Source organism: Pseudorhizobium endolithicum (genome assembly GCF_902153245.2).
GTDB lineage: Bacteria > Pseudomonadota > Alphaproteobacteria > Rhizobiales > Rhizobiaceae > Neorhizobium > Neorhizobium endolithicum.
This window is the reverse complement of sequence record NZ_CABFWF030000014.1, coordinates 82,441-103,665: the sequence shown is the minus strand read 5'-3', so window position 1 is coordinate 103,665 and position 21,225 is coordinate 82,441. Positions and strand designations below refer to the sequence as shown.

The 21,225-nt window shown below is 64.0% G+C and carries 17 protein-coding genes and 1 pseudogene; 11 read left to right on the top strand and 7 right to left on the bottom strand.

The window, feature by feature from the left end; translation table 11 throughout:
* Nucleotides 1–22 precede the first annotated feature (22 nt).
* The 3 genes from RTCK_RS15730 to RTCK_RS15720 all read right to left on the bottom strand — a co-directional run bounded on the left by RTCK_RS15730 (nt 23) and on the right by RTCK_RS15720 (nt 1,558).
* Nucleotides 23–475, bottom strand: coding sequence for a c-type cytochrome (locus tag RTCK_RS15730; RefSeq protein ID WP_142593488.1), 453 nt, complete (start codon nt 473–475; stop codon nt 23–25).
* A 241-nt stretch (nt 476–716) separates the two neighbouring features.
* Complete coding sequence (locus tag RTCK_RS15725) at nt 717–1,001, bottom strand: cytochrome C oxidase subunit IV family protein (RefSeq protein ID WP_142593487.1); 285 nt, start codon at nt 999–1,001, stop codon at nt 717–719.
* Between the two features lie 5 nt (nt 1,002–1,006).
* Entirely contained in the window at nt 1,007–1,558 is a 552-nt protein-coding gene (locus RTCK_RS15720) for a cytochrome c oxidase subunit 3 (protein WP_142593486.1), read from the bottom strand.
* Between the two features lie 119 nt (nt 1,559–1,677).
* Between RTCK_RS15720 and RTCK_RS15715 the strand changes: the two genes are divergently transcribed.
* Nucleotides 1,678–1,833, top strand: a complete 156-nt coding sequence (locus RTCK_RS15715; protein WP_172972370.1) for a hypothetical protein — start codon at nt 1,678–1,680, stop codon at nt 1,831–1,833.
* Between the two features lie 27 nt (nt 1,834–1,860).
* Entirely contained in the window at nt 1,861–2,550 is a 690-nt protein-coding gene (locus tag RTCK_RS15710) for an NnrU family protein (RefSeq protein WP_142522538.1), read from the top strand.
* Nucleotides 2,551–2,554: 4 nt separating this feature from the next.
* On the opposite strand, the gene RTCK_RS15705 is transcribed toward RTCK_RS15710, so the two are convergent.
* On the bottom strand, nt 2,555–3,016 hold the full coding sequence (locus RTCK_RS15705; RefSeq protein WP_142522539.1) for an Lrp/AsnC family transcriptional regulator: 462 nt from the start codon (nt 3,014–3,016) through the stop codon (nt 2,555–2,557).
* Between the two features lie 127 nt (nt 3,017–3,143).
* Between RTCK_RS15705 and putA the strand changes: the two genes are divergently transcribed.
* Complete coding sequence (gene putA, locus RTCK_RS15700) at nt 3,144–6,845, top strand: trifunctional transcriptional regulator/proline dehydrogenase/L-glutamate gamma-semialdehyde dehydrogenase (protein ID WP_142593485.1); 3,702 nt, start codon at nt 3,144–3,146, stop codon at nt 6,843–6,845.
* 97 nt (nt 6,846–6,942) lie between these two features.
* Nucleotides 6,943–8,100 carry an iron-containing alcohol dehydrogenase gene (locus RTCK_RS15695; RefSeq protein WP_142593484.1) on the top strand — a complete coding sequence of 386 codons (1,158 nt, stop codon included), beginning with the start codon at nt 6,943–6,945 and terminating at the stop codon, nt 8,098–8,100.
* Nucleotide 8,101: 1 nt separating this feature from the next.
* Here RTCK_RS15695 and RTCK_RS15690 read toward each other — a convergent pair whose 3' ends face one another.
* The 3 genes from RTCK_RS15690 to RTCK_RS15680 all read right to left on the bottom strand — a co-directional run bounded on the left by RTCK_RS15690 (nt 8,102) and on the right by RTCK_RS15680 (nt 11,606).
* A complete protein-coding gene (locus RTCK_RS15690; protein ID WP_142593734.1) occupies nt 8,102–8,473 on the bottom strand; it encodes a YqaA family protein in 372 nt (123 codons plus the stop codon).
* Between the two features lie 131 nt (nt 8,474–8,604).
* Nucleotides 8,605–11,145 carry a protein translocase subunit SecD gene (secD, locus tag RTCK_RS15685; protein WP_142522542.1) on the bottom strand — a complete coding sequence of 847 codons (2,541 nt, stop codon included), beginning with the start codon at nt 11,143–11,145 and terminating at the stop codon, nt 8,605–8,607.
* Nucleotides 11,146–11,228: 83 nt separating this feature from the next.
* Entirely contained in the window at nt 11,229–11,606 is a 378-nt protein-coding gene (locus tag RTCK_RS15680; RefSeq protein WP_142522543.1) for a hypothetical protein, read from the bottom strand.
* Between the two features lie 243 nt (nt 11,607–11,849).
* On the opposite strand from RTCK_RS15680, the gene RTCK_RS15675 reads away from it, so the two are divergent.
* The 7 genes and pseudogenes from RTCK_RS15675 to RTCK_RS15645 all read left to right on the top strand — a co-directional run bounded on the left by RTCK_RS15675 (nt 11,850) and on the right by RTCK_RS15645 (nt 21,212).
* On the top strand, nt 11,850–12,656 hold the full coding sequence (locus tag RTCK_RS15675) for an SDR family NAD(P)-dependent oxidoreductase (protein WP_142593483.1): 807 nt from the start codon (nt 11,850–11,852) through the stop codon (nt 12,654–12,656).
* 298 nt (nt 12,657–12,954) lie between these two features.
* Nucleotides 12,955–14,811, top strand: coding sequence for a TRAP transporter large permease (locus tag RTCK_RS15670; RefSeq protein ID WP_142593733.1), 1,857 nt, complete (start codon nt 12,955–12,957; stop codon nt 14,809–14,811).
* 44 nt (nt 14,812–14,855) lie between these two features.
* Nucleotides 14,856–15,875 (top strand): TRAP transporter substrate-binding protein, encoded by a 1,020-nt coding sequence (locus RTCK_RS15665; protein ID WP_142593482.1) that lies wholly within the window; start codon nt 14,856–14,858, stop codon nt 15,873–15,875.
* 20 nt (nt 15,876–15,895) lie between these two features.
* Entirely contained in the window at nt 15,896–16,777 is an 882-nt protein-coding gene (locus RTCK_RS15660) for an IclR family transcriptional regulator (protein WP_235988718.1), read from the top strand.
* 12 nt (nt 16,778–16,789) lie between these two features.
* Entirely contained in the window at nt 16,790–17,959 is a 1,170-nt protein-coding gene (locus RTCK_RS15655) for an acetyl-CoA acetyltransferase (RefSeq protein ID WP_142593481.1), read from the top strand.
* Nucleotides 17,956–19,599, top strand: a pseudogene (locus RTCK_RS21065) (acyl-CoA synthetase); the annotation flags it as partial. The gene RTCK_RS15655 and the pseudogene RTCK_RS21065, both read left to right, overlap by 4 nt.
* Nucleotides 19,600–20,456: 857 nt before the next feature.
* Entirely contained in the window at nt 20,457–21,212 is a 756-nt protein-coding gene (locus RTCK_RS15645; protein WP_142593479.1) for an SDR family NAD(P)-dependent oxidoreductase, read from the top strand.
* The last annotated feature ends 13 nt before the right edge of the window (nt 21,213–21,225 follow it).

Here is a 21,225-nt window from a genome sequence, read left to right as displayed (position 1 = left end):
GTGGTCTTTCCTTTCCCTCAGGTCAGCCGGCGTCGTTCGGCGGCCAGTTCTGCGTCTTGATCCGGCTCGTCCATTCCAGGAAGGCCGCCAGATCGTCGAGTTCCTGGTCGGTGAGGTTGAACTGCGGCATCTGCCGGCGGCCCTCGATGCCGGTCGGCATGGAGGCCATCCATCCCTTCAGCGTTTCGCGTGCCATCTCGGGATCATCACGACCGCCGTAGCGCACCCAGACATTGCCCAGTTCCGGAGCGAAATAGGCGCCCTCGCCGAGAAGTGAGTGGCAGTTGATACAGGAGTTCTTTTCCCAGACGTGCTTGCCGCGCGCGACGGCGTCCGTCAGCGTCGATTCGTCGGTGGAGGTGGTGCGCATGTAGTAATGGCTGTGCGCCGTCAGCCCGAGGAATATCGCGAAGAAGAACGCGGAACCGCCATAGAAGACGTTGCGCGCTCCGGTCTTTGTCAGGCGTTCTGACATTCCGAGGTCCCTTTCCTAACGCTCGTCCGGCTGATCCCAGACGAGCATGTTGCGTCGCGGCCACCGACGCGATGTCAGATCGGACTCGGTGGGCCATCCTGTGTGTGCGGTTTTTCCGGATGTGCTTCTTTGCTTTTTGGCAAATACAGGAGCGGTTGCTCCGGGAGGCGTGAGCGGAGCATGGCGAAGCGCCGGCTCCCTGGACGAGAGCCGACGAAGGCGCCTGCTGCTTCGAGAAGATTCAGCCCAGCCAGATTGAGCCGAGGGCGCGGCCGAGCGCGGCGAGGGAGAAGAGCGCGGGCCAGGTCCAGAGCGCCACCGCCATGGCGGGACGAGCATCGCGCAGTCCCATGAAATCGAGGATGATCAGTCGTGCCTTGATCACCGTCAGGACCAGAAGGGCGCCGAGGATCGCCAGAGGGATCGCCTCATGCTTCCATTGGGCGGCGACGAGGGCGCCAAACACCGCCAGCATGATGACCCAGTTGGCGCTGGCGAACAGGCGGGCGGACTGCTTTGCGGTCATGACATTCATCCGAGATAGAGAAGAGGGAACATCACCAGCCAGATGAGGTCGACGACATGCCAGATGGTGGTCGCCATCACGACGTTCGACTGCCGAGGCTTCCAGGCGATGAGGAGCAGGATCAGTCCCAGGAAGGCCACATGCGCCAGATGGAAACCGGTGATGAGGAAATAGAGCTCGAAGAAGGAACCGAAGGCGGGATCGCTGGCCGACGGGAGTTCGGCGGCATATTCCGCCAGCTTCACCGCAACGAAGCCGAATCCGAGCGCCGCCGTCGCCGCCAGATAGGCCTGCTGCAGGCGGCGGTTCGAAACGGCATGCACCGCCAGCGCCGCCGTCCAGCTGCTCGCCAGGAGGACGATGGTGTTAAAGCCGGCGATGCGGGTCGAGAGCTGGAGTTTCGCGGCGGCAAATTCGGCCGGCTGAAAGACCGAGACGACGAGGAAGCCGGCAAACAGGATGCCGAAGGTGATCAACTCGCTCCACACCAGGATCCAGAGGAGCAGGTCTCCTCCCTCGTCGACGGGCTCTACATGGGAAGCCGGGACGTCCGCCATTTGTCATCTCCAGTTTCGGTTGCAGCGAAAATGGCTTCCGGTGGCGGCTTGTTCTTTGTCAAATCGCAAAGACGGGGCGGGTTCGCTCCCTAGAATGCGCGCAAAAAGGATATTCCAAGATGACTGATGCCCAAGTCGGCCTTGCGCTCGCCACCCCGATCATCGTCGCCTTCGCGATCGCTCTCAAGAGAATGGGCGTGCTGCAGGGCTACAGTTCCTTCGCCGCCGTCCTATTTTCTGTGGCGATCGCGGCGGTGCTGTTCCTGCAACAATAACCTCCTCCCGGAGATGAGGGGCCGGTCATGACGCATTTTCTCGCGGCGTTCACCGTTTTCGTCGCGCTGCATTCCATCCCCGCGGTTCCGCGGATCCGGGGAACGCTGGTTTCGCGCCTCGGGCACGGCACCTACATCGCCCTCTACTCCGCAGTTTCGCTTCTGGCGCTGGCCTGGCTCTTCTATGCCGCCCTCAATGTCGACCATATCGAATTGTGGGCGCCTGCTGCCTGGCAGGGGCATGTCACTTTCGCCGCGGCGCCGCTTGGGCTCTTCTTCGTGCTGGCCGGGCTCCTCAGCCGCAACCCGTTCTCGACCACTGCGCGGCGGGGAGGCGGCGAGCCGGGCGCGATCGTGGCGGTGACCCGCCATCCGGTGCTGTGGGGCTTCGTCTTCTGGGCTCTCGGCCACATTCCCCCGAACGGCGATCTACGCTCGCTGCTCCTTTTCGGTGGTTTTGCCGTGTTCAGTGCCGGCAGCATGGCAATGATGGAGAAACGCAGCCGCAAGAAGCATGGTCATGTCTTCGCTGAGATGGCAGCGGACACGTCCATTGTTCCCTTTGCGGGGATCCTGCAGAAGCGGGCACGGCTGCGTTTCGACATGCCGATGCTTCTGGCCCTTGCCGCTTCCGTTGTCCTGGTCGGTTGGCTTCTGGCCGGAGGGCATGCCTGGCTTTTCGGCGGCGATCCCCTGCTCTTCATCCGCAGCCTCTAAGGCTTTAGCGTTCCTTCACCGACTGCATGGCCACGGAGGTGGAGGTGCTCGCTACATGGGGCAGGCTTGAGATCCTTTCGCCAAGGATCTCCCGGTAGCGGCGGATGTTCGGCGTGCGAACCTTCAGGAGATAGTCGAAGCGGCCCGCGATCATGTGGCACTCCTCGACCTCCCTGATCTTGCGGACGGCCTGGTTGAATTCCGCCAGCGCTTTTTCCCGGGTGTCGGAAAGGGTCACTTCCGCAAATGCCACATGCTCCAGCCCCAGCTTGTGCGGATCGAGCATTGCTCGGAAACCGAGGATGTAGCCCTCTTCGATCAGGCGTTTCAGGCGGGCTGCGCAAGGAGTCTTGGAGAGGCCGATGCGGCTTGCCAATTCCGTTACCGGAATGCGCCCGTCCTCGGAGACGATTTCCAGGATCTTCCGGTCATGCAGGTCAAGATGGCTATCCTTGGGCACATGCATAGGAAATTTCGCTCCAGAATCAGGGATAATAGGATCTTTAGCTGCGATATGCGCCTTTGAAAAGTCTGATGTCCGACCCGCTTTGCGATAACATCGGCCTTTCCGTTACCCAGTCCGGATCGCAGCCATGACCAGCCAGCCTCAACTCCATGCCGATGCGTCCTCCGTCAGAGCGCCCTTTGCCGATTTCGCGCCACCGATCCGGCCGCAGACTACGCTGCGGCAGGCGATCACCGCTGCCTATCGCCGGGCGGAACCGGAGTGCCTGCAGCCGCTTCTCGAGAATGCGACGTTGCCGGAAACCATGCGTCTCGACATCAAGGATACGGCCCGCCGGTTGATCACGGCGCTCCGCGCCAAGCATACCGGATCCGGGGTCGAAGGCCTGGTGCACGAATATTCGCTGTCGAGCCAGGAAGGCGTGGCGCTGATGTGCCTCGCGGAAGCGCTGCTGCGGATTCCCGATACGGCGACGCGGGACGCGCTTATCCGCGACAAGATCTCGGCCGGCGACTGGAAGTCGCATGTCGGCGGGGGGCGGTCGTTGTTCGTCAATGCCGCGACCTGGGGTCTGGTCGTCACCGGCAAGCTGACCGCTACCGTCAACGACCGCAGCCTCTCCGCCGCGCTGACGCGGCTCATCGCCCGTTGCGGCGAGCCGGTCATCCGCCGCGGCGTCGATATGGCGATGCGCATGATGGGTGAGCAGTTCGTCACCGGCGAGACGATCGACGAGGCGCTGAAACGCTCGCGCACACTGGAGGAGCAGGGTTTCCGCTACTCCTACGACATGCTTGGCGAAGCGGCTACCACGGCAGCGGATGCCGCGCGCTACTTCCGGGACTACGAAACGGCGATCCACGCCATCGGAAAGGCGTCCGCGAGGCGCGGGATCTACGCGGGGCCGGGCATCTCCATCAAGCTTTCTGCGCTGCATCCGCGTTATTCGAGGTCGCAGGCGGCCCGCGTGATGGACGAGCTTCTGCCGAAGGTGAAGGCCTTGGCGCTTCTCGCCAAGGGCTACGACATCGGGCTGAATATCGACGCCGAGGAGGCCGACCGGCTGGAGCTGTCGCTCGACCTTCTGGAGGAGCTGTGCCTCGATCCGGATCTCTCCGGCTGGGACGGTATCGGGTTTGTGGTGCAGGCCTACGGCAAGCGTTGCCCCTTCGTGCTCGACTTCATCATCGATCTTGCACGCCGGTCGGGCCATCGCGTCATGGTGCGGCTGGTGAAGGGCGCCTACTGGGATGCTGAAATCAAGCGTGCCCAGCTGGACGGGTTGGAGGACTATCCGGTCTTTACCCGCAAGGTCCACACGGACGTCTCCTATATCGCCTGCGCCAGGAAGCTATTGAACGCGACCGATCTCGTCTTCCCGCAGTTCGCCACGCACAACGCCCAGACGCTGTCGACCATCTACCATTTGGCGGGGCCGGATTTCCACATCGGCAAATATGAGTTCCAGTGCCTGCACGGCATGGGCGAACCCCTCTATGAGGAGGTCGTGGGCCCCGGCAAGCTCGACCGGCCCTGCCGTATCTACGCGCCCGTCGGCACGCATGAGACGCTGCTCGCCTATCTCGTGCGCAGGCTGCTGGAAAACGGTGCAAACTCCTCCTTCGTCAACCGGATTGCGGATGAATCGGTTTCGGTCGAAGAGCTGGTTGCCGATCCGGTGGCTGTCGTCCGTACCATGGCCAATCCGGGCGCCCGGCACGACCAGATTGCCCTGCCGCGGGACATCTTCGGCAACGCTCGCCCAAATTCGGCGGGGCTTGACCTTTCCAGCGAAAACACGCTTGCCGCATTGAGTGCCGAACTTCAGCGAAGCGCTGCCATGGACTGGAAGGCCGCGCCGATGGTCGCGGGTTCGTCCGCGGGTGCGGCGTCGCGTTCAGTGCTCAACCCGGCGGATCACGCGGACGTGGTCGGCCAGGTGGTCGAGGCGAGCGAACAGGAGGCCCGAGAGGCCGTCCGGTTTGCTGCTGCGGCTGCGCCGGCCTGGGCGGCCGTTGCGCCTGCCGAGCGGGCCGCAAACCTGGAGCGGGCGGCGGAGCTGATGCAGGAGCGCATGCCGATCCTGCTGGGGCTGATCATGCGCGAGGCCGGCAAGTCGCTACCCAATGCCATCGCCGAGGTGCGCGAAGCTGTTGATTTTCTCCGCTACTACGCGGAGCAGGCCCGGCGGACGTTCGGGGCAGCCCACAAGCCGCTCGGGCCGATCGTCTGCATCAGCCCCTGGAACTTTCCACTGGCGATCTTCACGGGTCAGGTGGCTGCCGCACTGGTTGCCGGCAATCCGGTGCTGGCGAAGCCTGCCGAGGAGACGCCCTTGATCGCCGCGGAAGCGGTCCGCCTGCTGCATGGCGCAGGCATTCCGGAGAGCGCGCTGCAATTCGTTCCGGGGGATGGGCGCATCGGTGCCGCGCTGGTCGGCGCCGCCGATACGGCCGGCGTGATGTTCACGGGGTCAACGGAGGTGGCACGCCTCATCCAGCGGCAGTTCGCCGACCGCCTCCTGCCGAACGGCAAGCCGATCCCCCTGATCGCCGAAACGGGCGGACAGAACGCCATGATCGTGGATTCTTCCGCACTGGCAGAGCAGGTGGTGGGTGACGTCATAGCCTCTGCCTTCGATAGCGCCGGGCAGCGTTGCTCTGCGCTGCGCGTCCTGTGCCTGCAGGAAGAAGTCGCCGACCGGACGCTCGCCATGCTCAAGGGCGCGCTGAAGGAGCTGTCGATCGGCCGCACGGATCGTCTCAGCGTCGATATTGGGCCCGTCATAACCGGCGAGGCGAAAGGGAATATCGAAGCGCATATTGACAAGATGCGCAGCCTGGGACGCAAGGTCGAACAGGTGGAATTGCCGACGGAAGCTGCAGCAGGCACCTTCGTGTCGCCGACGATCATCGAGCTGCAATCACTGAAGGACCTCGAGCGGGAAGTGTTCGGCCCCGTGCTGCACGTGATCCGCTACCGCCGCAGCGAACTCGATCGGCTGATCGACGACATCAACGCAACGGGCTACGGGCTCACCTTCGGGCTGCATACGCGGCTGGACGAGACGATCGCCCACGTGACCAGTCGCATCCGCGCCGGCAACCTCTATGTCAACCGCAACATCATCGGCGCGGTGGTGGGTGTGCAGCCGTTTGGCGGACGCGGGCTTTCGGGCACCGGACCGAAAGCCGGCGGACCGCTTTATCTCGGGCGGCTGGTCGAAAATCCGCCGGTGCCACCGCAGCACAGTTCCGTCCACACCGATCCCGTACTGCTCGACTACGTCCGTTGGTTGCAGGCAACGGGCAGGGCCGAGAAGGCGGAAGCGGCGGCCGCCATGGGCAGTGCCTCGACGCTCGGCCTGGATATCCAGCTCCCCGGGCCGGTGGGCGAGAACAATCTCTATGACCTCCACCCGCGTGGCCGTATCCTGCTTGCGCCGGAAACGGAAAGCGGCCTCCTGCATCAGCTTTCAGCCGCGCTTGCAACGGGCAATCATGTCGTTATCGACGAGGAGACAGGGCTGCGGTCGGAGCTGGATGCTCTGCCGGCTTCCGTATCCGCCCGCGTGACCTGGTCCGCCGACTGGGCAGCGAGCGGCCCTTATGCCGGTGCCCTGGTGGAGGGGGATGCGGAGCGGGTCCGCCTGGTCAACCAGCGGATCGCAGGTCTTCCTGGCCCACTGGTGCTGGTGCAGGCTGCGATGACGCAAGAACTCGAGGAACGGATCGACGCCTACTGCCTGAACTGGCTGCTTGAGGAAGTGTCCACCTCGATCAATACCGCCGCAGCCGGCGGCAATGCCAGCCTGATGGCAATCGGCTGACGCTGGATCGTCCCCACCTTGCCTTCGGCGCGCGGCGCGGCTTTGATGGCTGCGCCGGGGGGGGGAGGTCTTCCGGCATCGCACGGGAGGCATCTGCATGGAACCATTCGTCTTCGCCACCACAAACCGGATCGTTTTCCGGCCGGGAGCCGCGAACGAGATCGCCAAGATCGTCGGCCGCTGCTGCGGCGATCGCATCCTGCTGGTGACGGATGCGGGCCTGCGGCGGCTGGGTCTTTGCGATCCCGCGCTGCAGTCGCTGTCGGAGGCCGGTGTCGCGGTGACGGTGTTCGACGCGGTGGAGGCCGATCCATCGCTTGCCACGGTCGCAAAGGCGGTGGACGTCGGCAAAGCCGCCGGTGTGACCGGGGTCGTCGGCTTCGGCGGCGGCTCCTCCCTCGATGTCGCAAAGATTGCCGCCCTGCTGCTGGGCTCCGGCGAGGATATTGCCGATGCCTGGGGCGTGGGAAACGCGAAGGGGCCGCGTTTGCCGCTGGTCCTGGTGCCGACCACGGCCGGCACGGGATCGGAAGTGACGCCGGTCTCCATCATCACGGTAGAGGGTGACGAGAAGCGCGGCGTGTCGTCACCGATCCTTCTGCCCGACATGGCGATTCTGGACCCGGAACTGACACTCGGTCTGCCACCTGCAATTACCGCGGCTACCGGAATCGATGCGATGGTCCACGCGATCGAAGCCTATGCCTCGCTCAACGCCAACAACAATCTGCTGTCGCGGATCCTGGCCAGGCAGGCGCTACAGCTCCTGGGCGCCAATATAGAGCGTGCCGTCGTCCATGGGGGCGACCGGGACGCGCGGGGTGCGATGCTGCTCGGATCGATGCTGGCGGGGCAGGCTTTCGCCAATTCGCCCGTCGCGGCCGTGCATGCCCTGGCCTACCCGATCGGCGGCCGTTTCCACGTTCCGCACGGGCTTTCGAACGCCCTGGTGCTGCCTCATGTCTTGCGATTCAACGCGCCTGTGGCCGGGTCTGTATATGCGGAGATTGCCGCGGATGCCTTTCCCCATCTCGCCGGCGAGGAGGAGGGGGCTCGCTGTGCCGCCTTCATCGACTGCGTAACGGAGCTGTCGCGAAAGCTCGGCCTGCCGCAACGACTTCGCGATGTCGGCATCGGAGAGGAACATCTGGCGGCCATGGCGGGGGACGCCATGAAGCAGACGCGTCTCCTGGTGAACAATCCGCGTCCACTCCAGGAGGCAGATGCGCTGGCAATCTACCGCGCGGCCTGGTGAATCAGAGGAGGCCGTGCGTCGCGGCAGCCAGCACCACGTAGCGCGCGGCCTTGCCGATGAAGACCAGTAGCAGGAAGGCCGGCAGCGGTTCCCGCAGGACGCCGGCAAGCACGGTGATCGCGTCCCCACCCACCGGAAGCCAGCTCAGCAGAAGCGACCACTTGCCGTAGCGCCGGTACCAAACCTGCGCCTTCGCAAGCTTGTCCGGAGGAGCGGGAAACCAGCGACGGTCGCGGAAGTGCTCGATGCCGCGCCCCAAGCTCCAGTTCACCACGGCGCCGAGGGTATTGCCGATGGAGGCGATGGCCAGAAGCGCCCCTGTCGAATAATCGCCGGAAAGAATCAGCCCTATGAGGATTGCTTCCGACTGCATCGGCAGGATCGTGGCGGCGAGGAAGGCGGCCGCAAACAGCGCGGTATAGGCGGCCAATATTTCCTCCCGGATAGCTACTCATGAAAAAGGGGCGGATGCAGCACCCGCCCCTTGTCGTTCCTGTCTTGGTGTCAGGCCTTGCTCGGCCGCTCGCCTTCTTCCGCCAGCGACTCCCCCGCGGCGTCGGCCGCAGCCTTGGCGCGGCGTGTGCGCCAATCGCCAAGGAAGAGGAGAATCGGAGCGGCGATGAACACCGAGGACGAGGCCGCGATCACGATTCCGAACACCATCGGGATGGCGAAGCTTTCTACCGCGCTGCCACCCCAGATGGCCATGGGCAGCATGGCGAGGAAGGCGGTGACCGAGGTGTAAAGGCTTCGGGCCAGTGTCTCGTTGATCGAGCGGTCGATCAGTTCGCGCAGCGGCATCTTCTTGTAGAGACGCATGTTCTCGCGCATACGGTCATAGACGACCACCTTGTCGTTCACCGAGTAACCGACCAGGGTCAGCAAAGCGGCGATGGCGGTCAGGTTGAAGTCCAGGCCGGTTATGGCAAAAAAGCCGACCGTCTTCGTTACGTCGAGAACGAGCGTGGCGATCGCGCCGACCGCGAACGGCCATTCGAAGCGGACCCAGATGTAGACGAGCATGGCCAGGGAGGCGAGCACGACGGACAGGATGCCGGCAGTCGCCAGTTCATCGCTCACCTTCGGTCCGACGACTTCCGTTCGCTCCACCTTGGAGGTGGGATCGATCTTGACCACCTCGGACCGCAGCCGCTCCACCGCTTCCGTCTGAGCCTCTTCGCCGCCAGGCTGGCGTTCGACGCGCACCAGAAGGTGGTTGGCGCTGCCGAACTCCTGTAGCGCGACTTCGCCCAATCCAAGTTCACCCAGCTGGCTGCGGAAGGCGGCGAGATCGGCCTCGCCCTCGGTCACCACTTCCATCTGAATGCCGCCGCGGAAGTCGACGCCGTAGTTGAGGCCGGGCGTGAAGAACAACACGATCGAAGCCGCGGAAAGCACCAGCGATACCCCGATTCCGAAGAAGCGGGCCTTCATGAAGTTGATGCTCGTGCCGTCGGGAATGAGATTGATCGGCAGCAGCGGCTTTATGTTGATCTTCTTCAGCTTATAGCGGTTGGCGATGAACACCATCGCGACCCGAACCACGGAAACCGCCGTGAACATCGAGATCGCGATACCAATGCCCATGGTAACGGCAAAGCCGCGCACGGGGCCGGAACCGAACCAGAAGAGCAGTACGGTTGCAATCAGCGCCGTCACGTTACTGTCGACGATCGTGGAATAGGCGCGCGAGAAACCCGCGTCGATCGCGGCAAATGCGCTTTTGCCCTTGCGCGCTTCTTCCTTGATGCGCTCGTTGATCAGGACGTTGGCGTCCACTGCAAGCCCGATGCCGAGCACGATGCCGGCGATGCCCGGAAGGGTCAGCGTCGCTCCTAGCATGGTAAGACCGGCAAAGGTCAGGATGACGTTCAGGGTCAGCGCGATGTTGGCGAGAATGCCCCAGGCGCCATACAGGAAGAACATGAATGCGACGACGAGGACGAAGCCGATGACACCGGTGAAGACGCCCATTTCGATGGCGTCGGAGCCGAGATCCGCACCGACGGTACGTTCTTCGATGACGGTAAGCTTGGCGGGCAGTGCGCCTGCGCGCAGAAGTGCGGCGAGCGTATTGGCTTCCTCGACCGTGAAACCGCCGGAGATCTGGCCCGACCCACCTGTGATCGGCTGGCGGATGACGGGGGCGCTCAGGACCTTGTCGTCCAGGACGATCGCGAAGGGGCGGCCGACATTGGCCTGGGTGATCTGCGCGAAGCGGCTCGCCCCCGCCGTGTCGAAGCGGAAGTTGACGACCGGTTCGTTGGTCTGGGGGTCGAAGGCGGCGCGGGCATCGGTCAGGCGATCGCCCGACAGTTCTACACGATCCATCACCGGGAACTGTTGACCCTGCTCGTCCGAGAGCATGGTGACGCCGGGTTCGCCCTGGTTGCCGAGCAGGTGAAAGCTCATCTTGGCGGTGGAGCCGAGCAACTGCCGCAGACGGGAGGGATCCTGCTCGCCGGGGAGCTGAACCAGGACGCGATCATCGCCGACGCGCTGGATGGTGGGTTCTGCAACGCCCACCTGGTCAACGCGCTGGCGAATGATTTCCAGGCTCTGCTCGACCGCGGCGCTGCCATGGGAGGTGATGCCCGCCTCCGTGTATGCCAAGGTGATCGTATTATCTGCCGGCGTCTGGATGTTCAGGTCGGATTGCCCGACAGCGGTGCCGAAGCCGACGGGATTTGCCAGGGTCTCCAACTGGGTCACCGCCTGACCGCGCTGGGCAGGGTCGCGGAGCGTCACGGTGATGGTGGTGCCGCTGCGACGGATGCCCGCGGGATCGATTCCGTTGTCGCGGAGGACGCGGCGGCTGTCCTGCAGCAGGTTCTGGAGCCGCTCATTGACCAGATCCGCGCGATCCACTTCGAGAACGAGGTGTGATCCGCCGCGCAGATCGAGCCCGAGGGACACCCGTTCGTGCGGCAACCATGAAGGAAGCCGGTCGAGGGTCTCCTGAGGCAGCACGTTCGGCAAGGCGATCAGCGTGCCGATGAAGATGATGAAGGCGTAGGTTGCGACCACCCACGGAGAATTTCTCATGTCTTTGTTCCTGCTGAACCAACCGGCTTGTCAAACGGCCGGGGCGCTGTGTTCCCGCCCTGCGGGAAATGTCCCGCGCCTCTTTACGCCAGCAAGGGCGGCGCGCGGGGGTGAAACGGAGCCGCGGAGGTGAGCGCCGGATCGCGCGTGTTCCAGACGAGGTGAGGGCGCGATCCCCGCATGTCGGCCAGCGGCATCGTCGACCGGGGTAGAAGTCCTCCGCCCTGTTCTCCTGCCGCGGCCGGCGCCCCATCGCGCCGTGCTTCCGCGACGACGACGCGCATCTGGTCCCGCTTGGAGAGGTGCGGCGTCTCCGACGTATTCTCACCCGGAAAGGCAGCAAAATGAGGTGCGGCGCTGTCGGCGGAACCAGCAACCAGCCCGAGAAAGGCGGCCAGAAGAAGCGCGAGCGTCAGCCCGGGCCACCAGTCCTGCGGTTTTCTCTGCCGTTCAGAGGACATTGTCCGAGACGCCGGCGGAAATAGCGCCATCCGCTTCAACTCCGGAGCGTTGCGCCCCCTGTCTGCGGGAGCTTTGATGCGGCGTTCTACTGGAGAGGCAAGGCGGGGTCAATGTTGGCTCGGCGGTAGGACTTCCTCACGCCGGTTCGCTTGCCCGTGCGGATTTGAACAAAGCGTGTTCGTCATTGGACATGGACGGCGCATCGTTCTCTTCTTACGGTTCCGAAGGGGAGGATCTTCTGCATGGACAGGATGAATGGCAAGGTGGTGCTCGTCTTCGGTGCGGGCTCCGTGGGGCCGGGCTGGGGAAACGGCAAGGCAGCAGCGGTAGCCTATGCGCGCGAAGGTGGGAAGGTTGTCTGCGTCGATGTCGATCCGGAGGCTGCGCAGAACACGCTTGGGGTTATAGAGGCGGAAGGCGGCGAGGGTCTTGCCCTGGCGGCCGACGTCACCATGGCGGAGCAGATCGATGCCGTCGTGCAGCGGACTGTGGAACGGTTCGGCCGCATCGACGTGCTGCACAACAATGTCGGCATCAATGCACCCGGTGGCGCGGCCGAGGCGACGGAGGAGAGCTGGCGCCGCGTGATGGACGTCAACCTCACCAGTGCCTTCCTCACCTGCAAGGCGGTGCTGCCGGTCATGGAGCGTCAAGGGAGCGGGGCGATCGTCAACATCTCTTCGCTGGCGGCCATCCGGTGGACCGGTTATCCGTATGTTTCATATTATGCATCCAAAGCGGCCCTGAACCACTTCACGCGGGCGATCGCGATCGAATTCGCAGCGAAGGGAATTCGCGCGAACACCATCATGCCGGGGGTAATGGATACGCCGCATATCCAGAAGCAGATCAGCGGTTACTACGGCTCCGCCGAGGAGATGAAGGCAAAACGGGATGCGCTCTCACCAATGAAACGCCAAGGCGACGGCTGGGACATCGCTTGGGCCTCGGTCTTTCTTGCGTCGGACGAGGCCAAGTACATTACCGGCGTCGAACTGCCGGTTGATGGGGGGCTGCACGCGACAGTCTCCGGCAGTCTTGGTGTTTAGCAGTACTGGGAGAGGTTCCATCATATGAACCCATTTCAGCCGAAATTTCGTTATAGATAATTTTCTGCTTGCCAGCGGAGGCGGTGACAGCGAAAGTTACGACGGAAATAGCTGATGAAGGTCCAGGTAATGGACCGTTTGAGACGGCAAGAGGAGCCGTCGGCGAGCGGAGCCGGAGCGCCCATGGACGGGCCGGCATTGGTGTTGAGGAGCGCCAATCGTTCGCGCGGCCCCGCGGCGTGCAGTTATGGTGCGACGGGAGGAGATGGGCGTGACGGTAGCTGACAAGACGGCTGACATGTCGGAGGAATTCCTGCTGGGCGGGCTCGAAACGCTCGAGCCGCCGCGGGCGGGGTCGCTTTGGATGCGTCCGTTCGAGGCTGTCGCGGCTTGCCTGCTCGTGGTCATCATCGCGCTGCTCTTCACCGGCGTGGTGTCGCGTTACGTCTTCTCCTTTCCCATCATCTGGGTGGACGAGGTCGCTTCCATTTCCTTCCTGTGGCTCGCCATGCTGGGTGCGGCGCTCGCCATCGACCGCAGCGAGCATCTGCGGCTTACCCTATTCGTCAACCTGCTGCCGGAGCAGCTGAGGACGCTGGCGGAGACGTTCGGCATGCTGCTGGTGGCGCTCTTTCTGGCCGTCATGCTGCGGCCGGCATTCGAATATGCGATGGAGGAATCCTTCATCACCTCGGCCGCACTCAACATCCCGATGAGCTGGCGGGCATCCGCCCTGCCGGTCGGGGTCGGGCTCATGCTGGTGCTCGCCCTCTACCGGGGTCTGCGGGGCGCGAGCCTGCCGCACGTCGCCGTCTCCGTTGTCGCCATCGCGGCAGCCACCGGCCTGCTGTGGTTGCTGATTCCCGGCTTCAAAGAGATCGGCAACTGGAATATCCCGATCTTCCTGGTCGGCTTCGTCGCTTTCTTCCTGGTCATCGGCATCCCGATCGCCTTCTGCTTCGGGCTCGGGACATTGGCCTTCCTGACGTTCAGTACGTCGGTGCCGATCTTCGTGATGATCGGGCGGATGGACGAGGGCATGTCGAGCATCGTTCTCCTCTCGGTGCCGATCTTCGTGCTCCTTGGCTGCATTCTCGACGCCACCGGCATGGGCAAGGCGATCGTCGAGTTCCTGGCGTCGCTGCTCGGCCATGTGCGGGCCGGCATGTCCTATGTGCTGCTTGGTTCGCTCTTCCTCGTCTCCGGCATCTCCGGATCCAAGGTCTCGGACATGGCGACGGTGGCGCCGGCATTGTTTCCGGAAATGAAGCGGCGCGGCCACAAGCCGCCGGAAATGATCGCACTGCTCGCGACCGGTGCGGCGATGGCCGAAACCGTGCCGCCCTCGATCGTGCTGATCGTGCTCGGCTCGGCCGCGGGTGTTTCCATCGCTGGCCTGTTCACCTCCGGTTTCGCCATCGCCATGGTGCTCCTGCTGGTGCTTGCGGTGCTGGCGCGCTGGAAATCGCGTCGCGAGGCAATGGAGGGCGTGCGGCGTGCGCCTCTCTCGGTCATCAAGAAGACGCTGCTGGTTGCTGCTCCGGCCCTGATCCTCCCTTTCATCATCCGTACGGCGGTCGGTGAAGGCATTGCTACGGCGACGGAAGTCTCCACCATCGCCGTCCTCTATGCGTTGATTATCGGCATGGTGTTGTACGGTGGGATCAGCCGCGGGCGGCTTTACACGATGTTCGTCGAAACGGCGGCCTTGTCCGGAGCGATCCTGATGATCCTCGGCGCCGCCTCGGCCATGGCCTGGGCGCTGACCCAGACAGGTTTTGCGGCACAGCTGGTGCAGAGCGTGCAGGGGCTGCCGGGGGGCTGGCTCTCGTTCATGGGCGTCACGATCCTGATCTTCCTCGTCCTCGGCTGCGTGCTCGAAGGACTGCCGGCGATCGTGCTGATGGCGCCCATCATGTTCCCGGTGGCGCGTTCGCTCGGCATTCACGACGTGCATTATGCCATGGTCGTAGTGACGGCCATGAACATCGGCCTGATGACGCCGCCGATCGGGATCGGTTTCTACATTGCCTGCAAGATCGGCAACGTCTCGCCCGACGAGGCGATGCGGGCGATCTGGCCCTATATTGGTGCCCTGCTGATCGGCTTGCTGCTGATCGCCGCGGTGCCCTTCTTCTCGACGGCTTTCCTCTGAAAGCCGTGAGGCCGCATGCCAATGAACCAACGGAGGAGGGATTCATGAACATCAACCGCAGAACGCTGATGCTGGGGGCAGCCGCGACCGGCATCGCCACAACATTCTCAATCCGCACTCGGCCGGCCAATGCCGCCGAGTTCACCTATAAGTTTGCCAACAACCAGACGCTGACGCATCCGATGAACGTGCGCGCGAAGGAGGCTGTGGTGAAGATCCAGGAGGAGTCGGGCGGCCGCATGGCCATCAACATCTTCCCGTCCAGCCAGCTCGGCGCGGATACGGACATGCTGAACCAGGTGCGCTCCGGCGGGGTCGAGATGTTCAGCCTTTCGCCGATCATCCTGTCTACCCTAGTGCCGAACTCGTCGCTGAATGGCGTCGGCTTCGCCTTCAGCAGCTATGACGAGGTCTGGCCGGCGATGGACGGCGAGCTTGGGAAGTATGTCCGTGGCCAGATCGAGCAGAAGGGGCTGCTGACGCTCGAGAAGATCTGGGACAACGGCTTCCGCCAGATCACCTCCTCCAGGGGACCGATCGAGACGCCGGCGAACCTGGAAGGCTTCAAGATCCGCGTCCCCGTGAGCCCGCTCTGGACGTCGATGTTCACCGCCTTCGGCTCGTCGCCCACAAGCATTAACTTCGCCGAGACCTATACGGCGCTGCAGACCGGCGTCGTCGACGGCCAGGAGAATCCGCTCGCCATCATCTCGACGGCGAAGCTCTACGAAGTCCAGAAATATGTCTCCATGACCAACCACATGTGGGACGGCTTCTGGATACTGCTCAACCGCCGGGCCTGGCAGGCGCTGCCGGAGGACCTGCAGGAGATCGTCTCGAAGCACTTCAACGCTGCGGCCGAACTGCAGCGCAAGGATGTCATGGATCTCAACGCAACGGTGCGCAGCGACCTGGAAAGCAAGGGAATGGCCTTCAACGAGCCGGACGCCAAGCTTTTCCAGGACAAGCTGCGCAGCGCCGGTTTCTATGCGGACTGGAAGAGCAAGTACGGCGACGAAGCCTGGGCGATCCTCGAGAAGGCAGTGGGCAAGCAGTTGAGCTAACGGACCTGCGGAAGCGGCACATGGACCGGTTGTTGCACAACATGCATATGCAGGAAGTCGCTTCCGCTTCCGGGGCGCAGGCAGTGGAACGTGCGCTCAGGCTTCTGTCGGTGGTCGGCAGGGGGGCGGAGAACGGAATGCCTCTCGCGGAGATTGTCCGCGAGAGCAGATTGAACAAGCCTACGGCGAGACGTCTGCTGATGGCGCTCATGCGGTCGAGGCTTGTCGAGCAGGATGATCTGACCCGGCGGTACTACCTGGGGGGCGAACTCTACGTGCTCGGCATGCTGGCGTCGCGGCGGCACGGCCTGCTGGAAATGGCGGCGGAAAGCCTGCGAAGGCTGTCGGTCGTCTCGACCGATACGAGCTTCGTATCGATGCGGCGTGACGACTATGCGGTCTGCCTCCATCGGCAGGAGGGTACGCATCCGGTGCGAACCCATGCGCTGCAGACGGGCGACCAGAATCCGCTTGGGGTCGGGGCGGGTTCCCTCGCCATGCTGGCGGCCCTCTCCGATATCGAGATCGACGCGATCCTGCACAAGACCGAAGGCGTCATCGCAGAGCAGTATCCGGGCTATACGCCGGAGATCATTCGCGAGGACGTGCGACTGACCCGCGAGCGGGGATATGCGCTCAATCCGGGACGGGTGATCTCCAGTTCCTGGGGCATTGGCATGGCCATCCTGTTTCCCGATGGACGTCTTGCCGGAGCGCTGTCGATCGCGGCAATCGACAGCCGCATGGCGGAGGCGCGGCAGGCCGAGCTTGCCGCCTTGCTGTGCGAGGAAGTGGCCCGCGTCGAGGCCAAGCTGAGCGGCTTGTTCGCCTCGAACGGCGCAGGGTTGCGGAACAACAAACACGGGCTGCCGCTGGCGCAAGCCCTGCCCCGTAAGGGTTGAGAGGAAAGAGCAATGACAGCAGCACAGATCGTCGGTTGGGCCCACTCCAAGTTCGGGAAGTCGGAAGCGCCCACCACGCGCGAACTGATGGCCGAGGTCGTCAATCCGGCGCTACGCCATGCGGGTATCGACGCGAAGGATGTCGACGGCATCTTCGTCGGCGTCTTCAACAACGGCTTCACGAAGCAGGATTTCCAAGGCGCGCTGGTTGCGATGGCCGCCGATGGCTTCGATCACACCCCGGCGGTGCGCATGGAAAACGCCTGCGCCACGGGATCGGCGGCCCTTTATTCGGCGCTGGATTTCATTGCCTCGGGCCGCGGAAAGATCGCGCTCGTGGTCGGTGCGGAGAAGATGACGACACTGCCTACGAAGGAGACCGGCGACGTGCTTTTATCTGCCTCCTTCCGTGAGGAAGAGGCGGATATTGAGGGCGGCTTTGCGGGTCTGTTCGGACGGATCGCCAGCCACTATTTCCAGCGCTACGGAGACCGGTCGGCTGAACTGGCGATGATTGCCGCCAAGAACCATGCAAACGGCATGGCCAATCCCTATGCCCACATGCAGCGGGATTTTCCCTTCGACTTCTGCAACACCGTGTCCGACAAGAACCCTTATGTTGCCGCGCCGCTGCGGCGCACCGACTGCTCATTGGTATCCGATGGGGCGGCCGCCATCGTACTTGCACATCCGGATGTCGCGGCGGGCATGCATCGGGCCGTCGCCTTCAGGGCGCGCGCCCATGTCAACGACATCCTGGCCCTTTCCCGCCGGGATCCGATCGCCTTCGAAGGAGCCCGACGTGCCTGGACGAAGGCGCTGGAGGAAGCTGGACTGGCTCTCGGCGATCTCGATTTCGTCGAAACCCACGACTGCTTCACGATCGCAGAGCTCATCGAATACGAGGCCATGGGGCTCGCCAAGCCGGGGGAAGGTTACAAGGTCGTCCGTGAAGGGCTGACCGCCAAAGGCGGAAAGCTGCCGGTCAATCCGTCCGGCGGCCTGAAGTCCAAGGGTCATCCCGTCGGTGCGACCGGCGTCTCCATGCATGTCATGGCGGCGATGCAGCTTTGCGGAGAGGCCGGTGACATGCAGGTGCCGGATGCCGGGAAGGCTGGAATCTTCAACATGGGTGGCGCGGCAGTCGCCAACTACGTCTCCATTCTGGAGCGCGTGAAATGAACGCCGTGGCCTCCGTCGATGCAGCACGCCCTGCCGATCCGCGGGGCGGACTTTCGCCCCGCTCCACGCGGGTGATGAACCTGGCGCGCTTCGTCACGCAGTCGCGGCGGCGCAACCCCGACGGGATCGCGTTGGTGTGGGGTGAGCAGAGTTGGACATGGGCAGAATTCGACGCCCGCATCGACGCCTTCGCCGCGGCCCTCCAGGAAAGATACGGCGTTTCCAAGGGCGACCGGATCCTGGTGCAGTCGCAGAACTGCAACCAGATGTTCGAATCGATGTTCGCCTGCTTCCGCATCGGCGCGGTCTGGGTGCCGACGAACTTCCGGCAGACGCCGGAGGAGGTCGCCTACCTCGCCAAGGCGAGCGGCGCTACCGGCATGATCTGCAATGCGTCCTTTCCGCAGCATGCGGCGGTGGCCTTGGACGAGAACCCGCAAATAACGTTCAGCATCGCGATCGGCGATGCCGCGTTCGGTCCCTCCTACGATACACTGGTGGCCGAGTTCATGGGGCGGAACCCTGCCGAGGCCGCAGTCGATCGCGACGATCCCTGCTGGTTCTTCTTCACCTCCGGCACCACCGGCCGGCCCAAGGCAGCGGTGCTGACCCACGGCCAGATGGCCTTCGTCGTCAACAACCATCTCTGCGACCTGATGCCCGGCGTCAGCTTGGACGATGCCTCGCTGGTAGTCGCGCCCTTGTCGCACGGCGCAGGCGTGCACCAACTGACCCAAGTGGCGCATGGGGCAAAGACGATCCTGCTGCCGACGGAGAAGTTCGACATCGAGGCCGCCTGGGCACTGATCGAGAGGTGGCGCGTCTCCACCATGTTCACCGTGCCGACCATCCTCAAGATGCTGGTGGAGCATCCGGCAGTTGAGGCCTATGACCACTCGTCGCTCCGCTATGTGATCTATGCCGGTGCACCCATGTACCGGGAGGACCAGAAGCGGGCGCTGAAGGTGCTGGGCCCGGTTCTGGTGCAGTATTTCGGACTGGGGGAGGTGACGGGTGCCATCACGGTCCTGCCGCCTGCGCTGCATGAGGCGGAAGACGGCGACCACGTCAAGATCGGCACCTGCGGCTTCGAGCGGACGGGCATGCAGGTGTCCGTCCAGAACGATGCCGGCGAGGAGGTCGGTCCGAACGAAACGGGCGAAATCTGCTGCGCCGGCCCGGCCGTCTTCGCGGGCTATTACGACAATCCGGACGCCAATGAGAAGGCGTTCCGCGACGGCTGGTTCCGGACCGGCGATCTCGGCCATATGGACGAGGAAGGCTTCCTCTACATCACCGGCCGTGCATCCGACATGTACATCTCCGGCGGCTCCAACGTCTATCCCCGCGAGATCGAGGAAAAAATCCTCACCCATCCGGCAATCAGCGAAGTCGCGGTGCTCGGCATGCCCGATCCGCTCTGGGGAGAGGTCGGCGTCGCCGTATGCGTGAGCAGTCCCGGCACGTCTGTGGGAGAGGCGGAGCTTCTCTCATTCCTGGAGGGCAAGATGGCGCGCTACAAGCTGCCGAAGCGGGTCATCCTCTGGGAAGCGCTGCCGAAATCGGCTTATGGCAAGATCACCAAGAAGATGATCCGGGAGGAATTGCAGCTTCGCGGCCAGTACGGGAGTGAGCCGGCTAAGGAAATTTCAGCGCGGAGGATCGTCCATCCGGGACCGGTCGCACCCGTGCGGCGGGAAGTCGCAAGGACGGAGCTGAAGCCGGTCAGCGGCGTGCTGCAGCCGGGCGAGACGTTCATGGACGGAGTTGCCCGCGTGTTTCGCGCGGCGGGTTGCCGGGGCGGCTTCCTGACCATCGGTGCCGGTGCCTGCAATCCCTTCCGATACGTCCTGCCGGCATTGTCGCCGGATGCCGCGCATGCCGCCTGGTACAGTGAGACCTTTGCGCCTGCAGAGGGCGGGCGATTTCTTCGGGCCACCGCCATCGTCGGCGAACGGGAAGACGCGCCTTTCCTGCACTGCCACGGGATCTGGGACACGGGCGAAGGGGCATTGCGGATGGGACACATGCTGCCCTTCGACAGCGTCGTCAGCGAACCGATCCGGGTGGAGGGCGCAGGCAGCCCGACGGCGGCCTTCGTCTCACGCCCGGATATTGAAACCAATTTCACGCTGTTCTCGCCTCAGGGTGGAGGCGAAAGCGGCAAGGGCATCCTTCTGCGCCTGCGGCCGAACGAAGACGTCTGCACGGCTGTCGAGGAGGTCTGTACCGAGCTTGGCATTCAAAAGGCTCGGGTCCACGGCATCGGCAGCATCTTCGAACCCGTCTTCGAGGACGGACGGAGGGTCCCCTGCCTGGCGACGGAAATCGCCATTGAAAACGGGGTGGTCGAGAACACTGCGGATGGCATGTGGGTGCAGATCGATGCAGCCGTCGTCGATGTCTCCGGCGCGATCCACCATGGGCGCCTCCTGCGCGGAGACAACCCCGTCGGCGTCACCTTCGAACTGGTGATCGTCGCCGAAGGAGCGGGCCAGTGACGGGTACGTGCGTGGTCACCGGTGCGGCCTCCGGAATCGGACGGGCGACGGTCGAACTGCTCGCCGGTGCCGGCTGGCATGTCATCGCCGCCGACCGTGACCAAGCAGGGCTCGACCGGCTCCTGGCCGAAGCCTCCGGCGGTGTCTCCGCGATCACGACCGTGCTCCTCGATGTCACCGACGAGGAAGCGATCCGCAATCTGGCGGACCGGTGCCGCGGTGCGGAGGTGCCAATTCGGGCGCTGGTCAACAGTGCCGGTGTCGGTGCCAACACGAGGTTCTTCGAGACGACGGTGGAGCAGATGCGGCGCATCTACGACATCAACGTCGTCGGAACCTTCGCGCTGTCGCAGGCGCTGGCGCCCATCATGCGCGAGAACGGCGGAGGCTCCATCGTTCACAGTGCCTCCGTCTCCGGCATCAAGGGGAACCTCGGGCGGTCGGCCTACGGCGCGTCCAAGGGCGCCGTCGTGACGCTGACGAAGATCATGGCGGTGGAACTCGCCGATGACCGCATTCGCGTCAACGCCATAGCGCCGGGGCCGATCGAGACGCCGATGGTGAAGGAAACCCATACGCCGGCGACCCGCGAGGAATGGCACCGCACGGTGCCGCTGCGGCGATACGGAACGCCCGAGGAAGTGGCGGCGGCCATCGCCTTCCTCGTCGACGAGCGGCAATCCTCCTACGTGACGGGGCAGGTGCTCGCGGTCGACGGAGGCTTCACCGCCGCCGGTCTGATGAGTGTCTGATGGCTTGCCTATA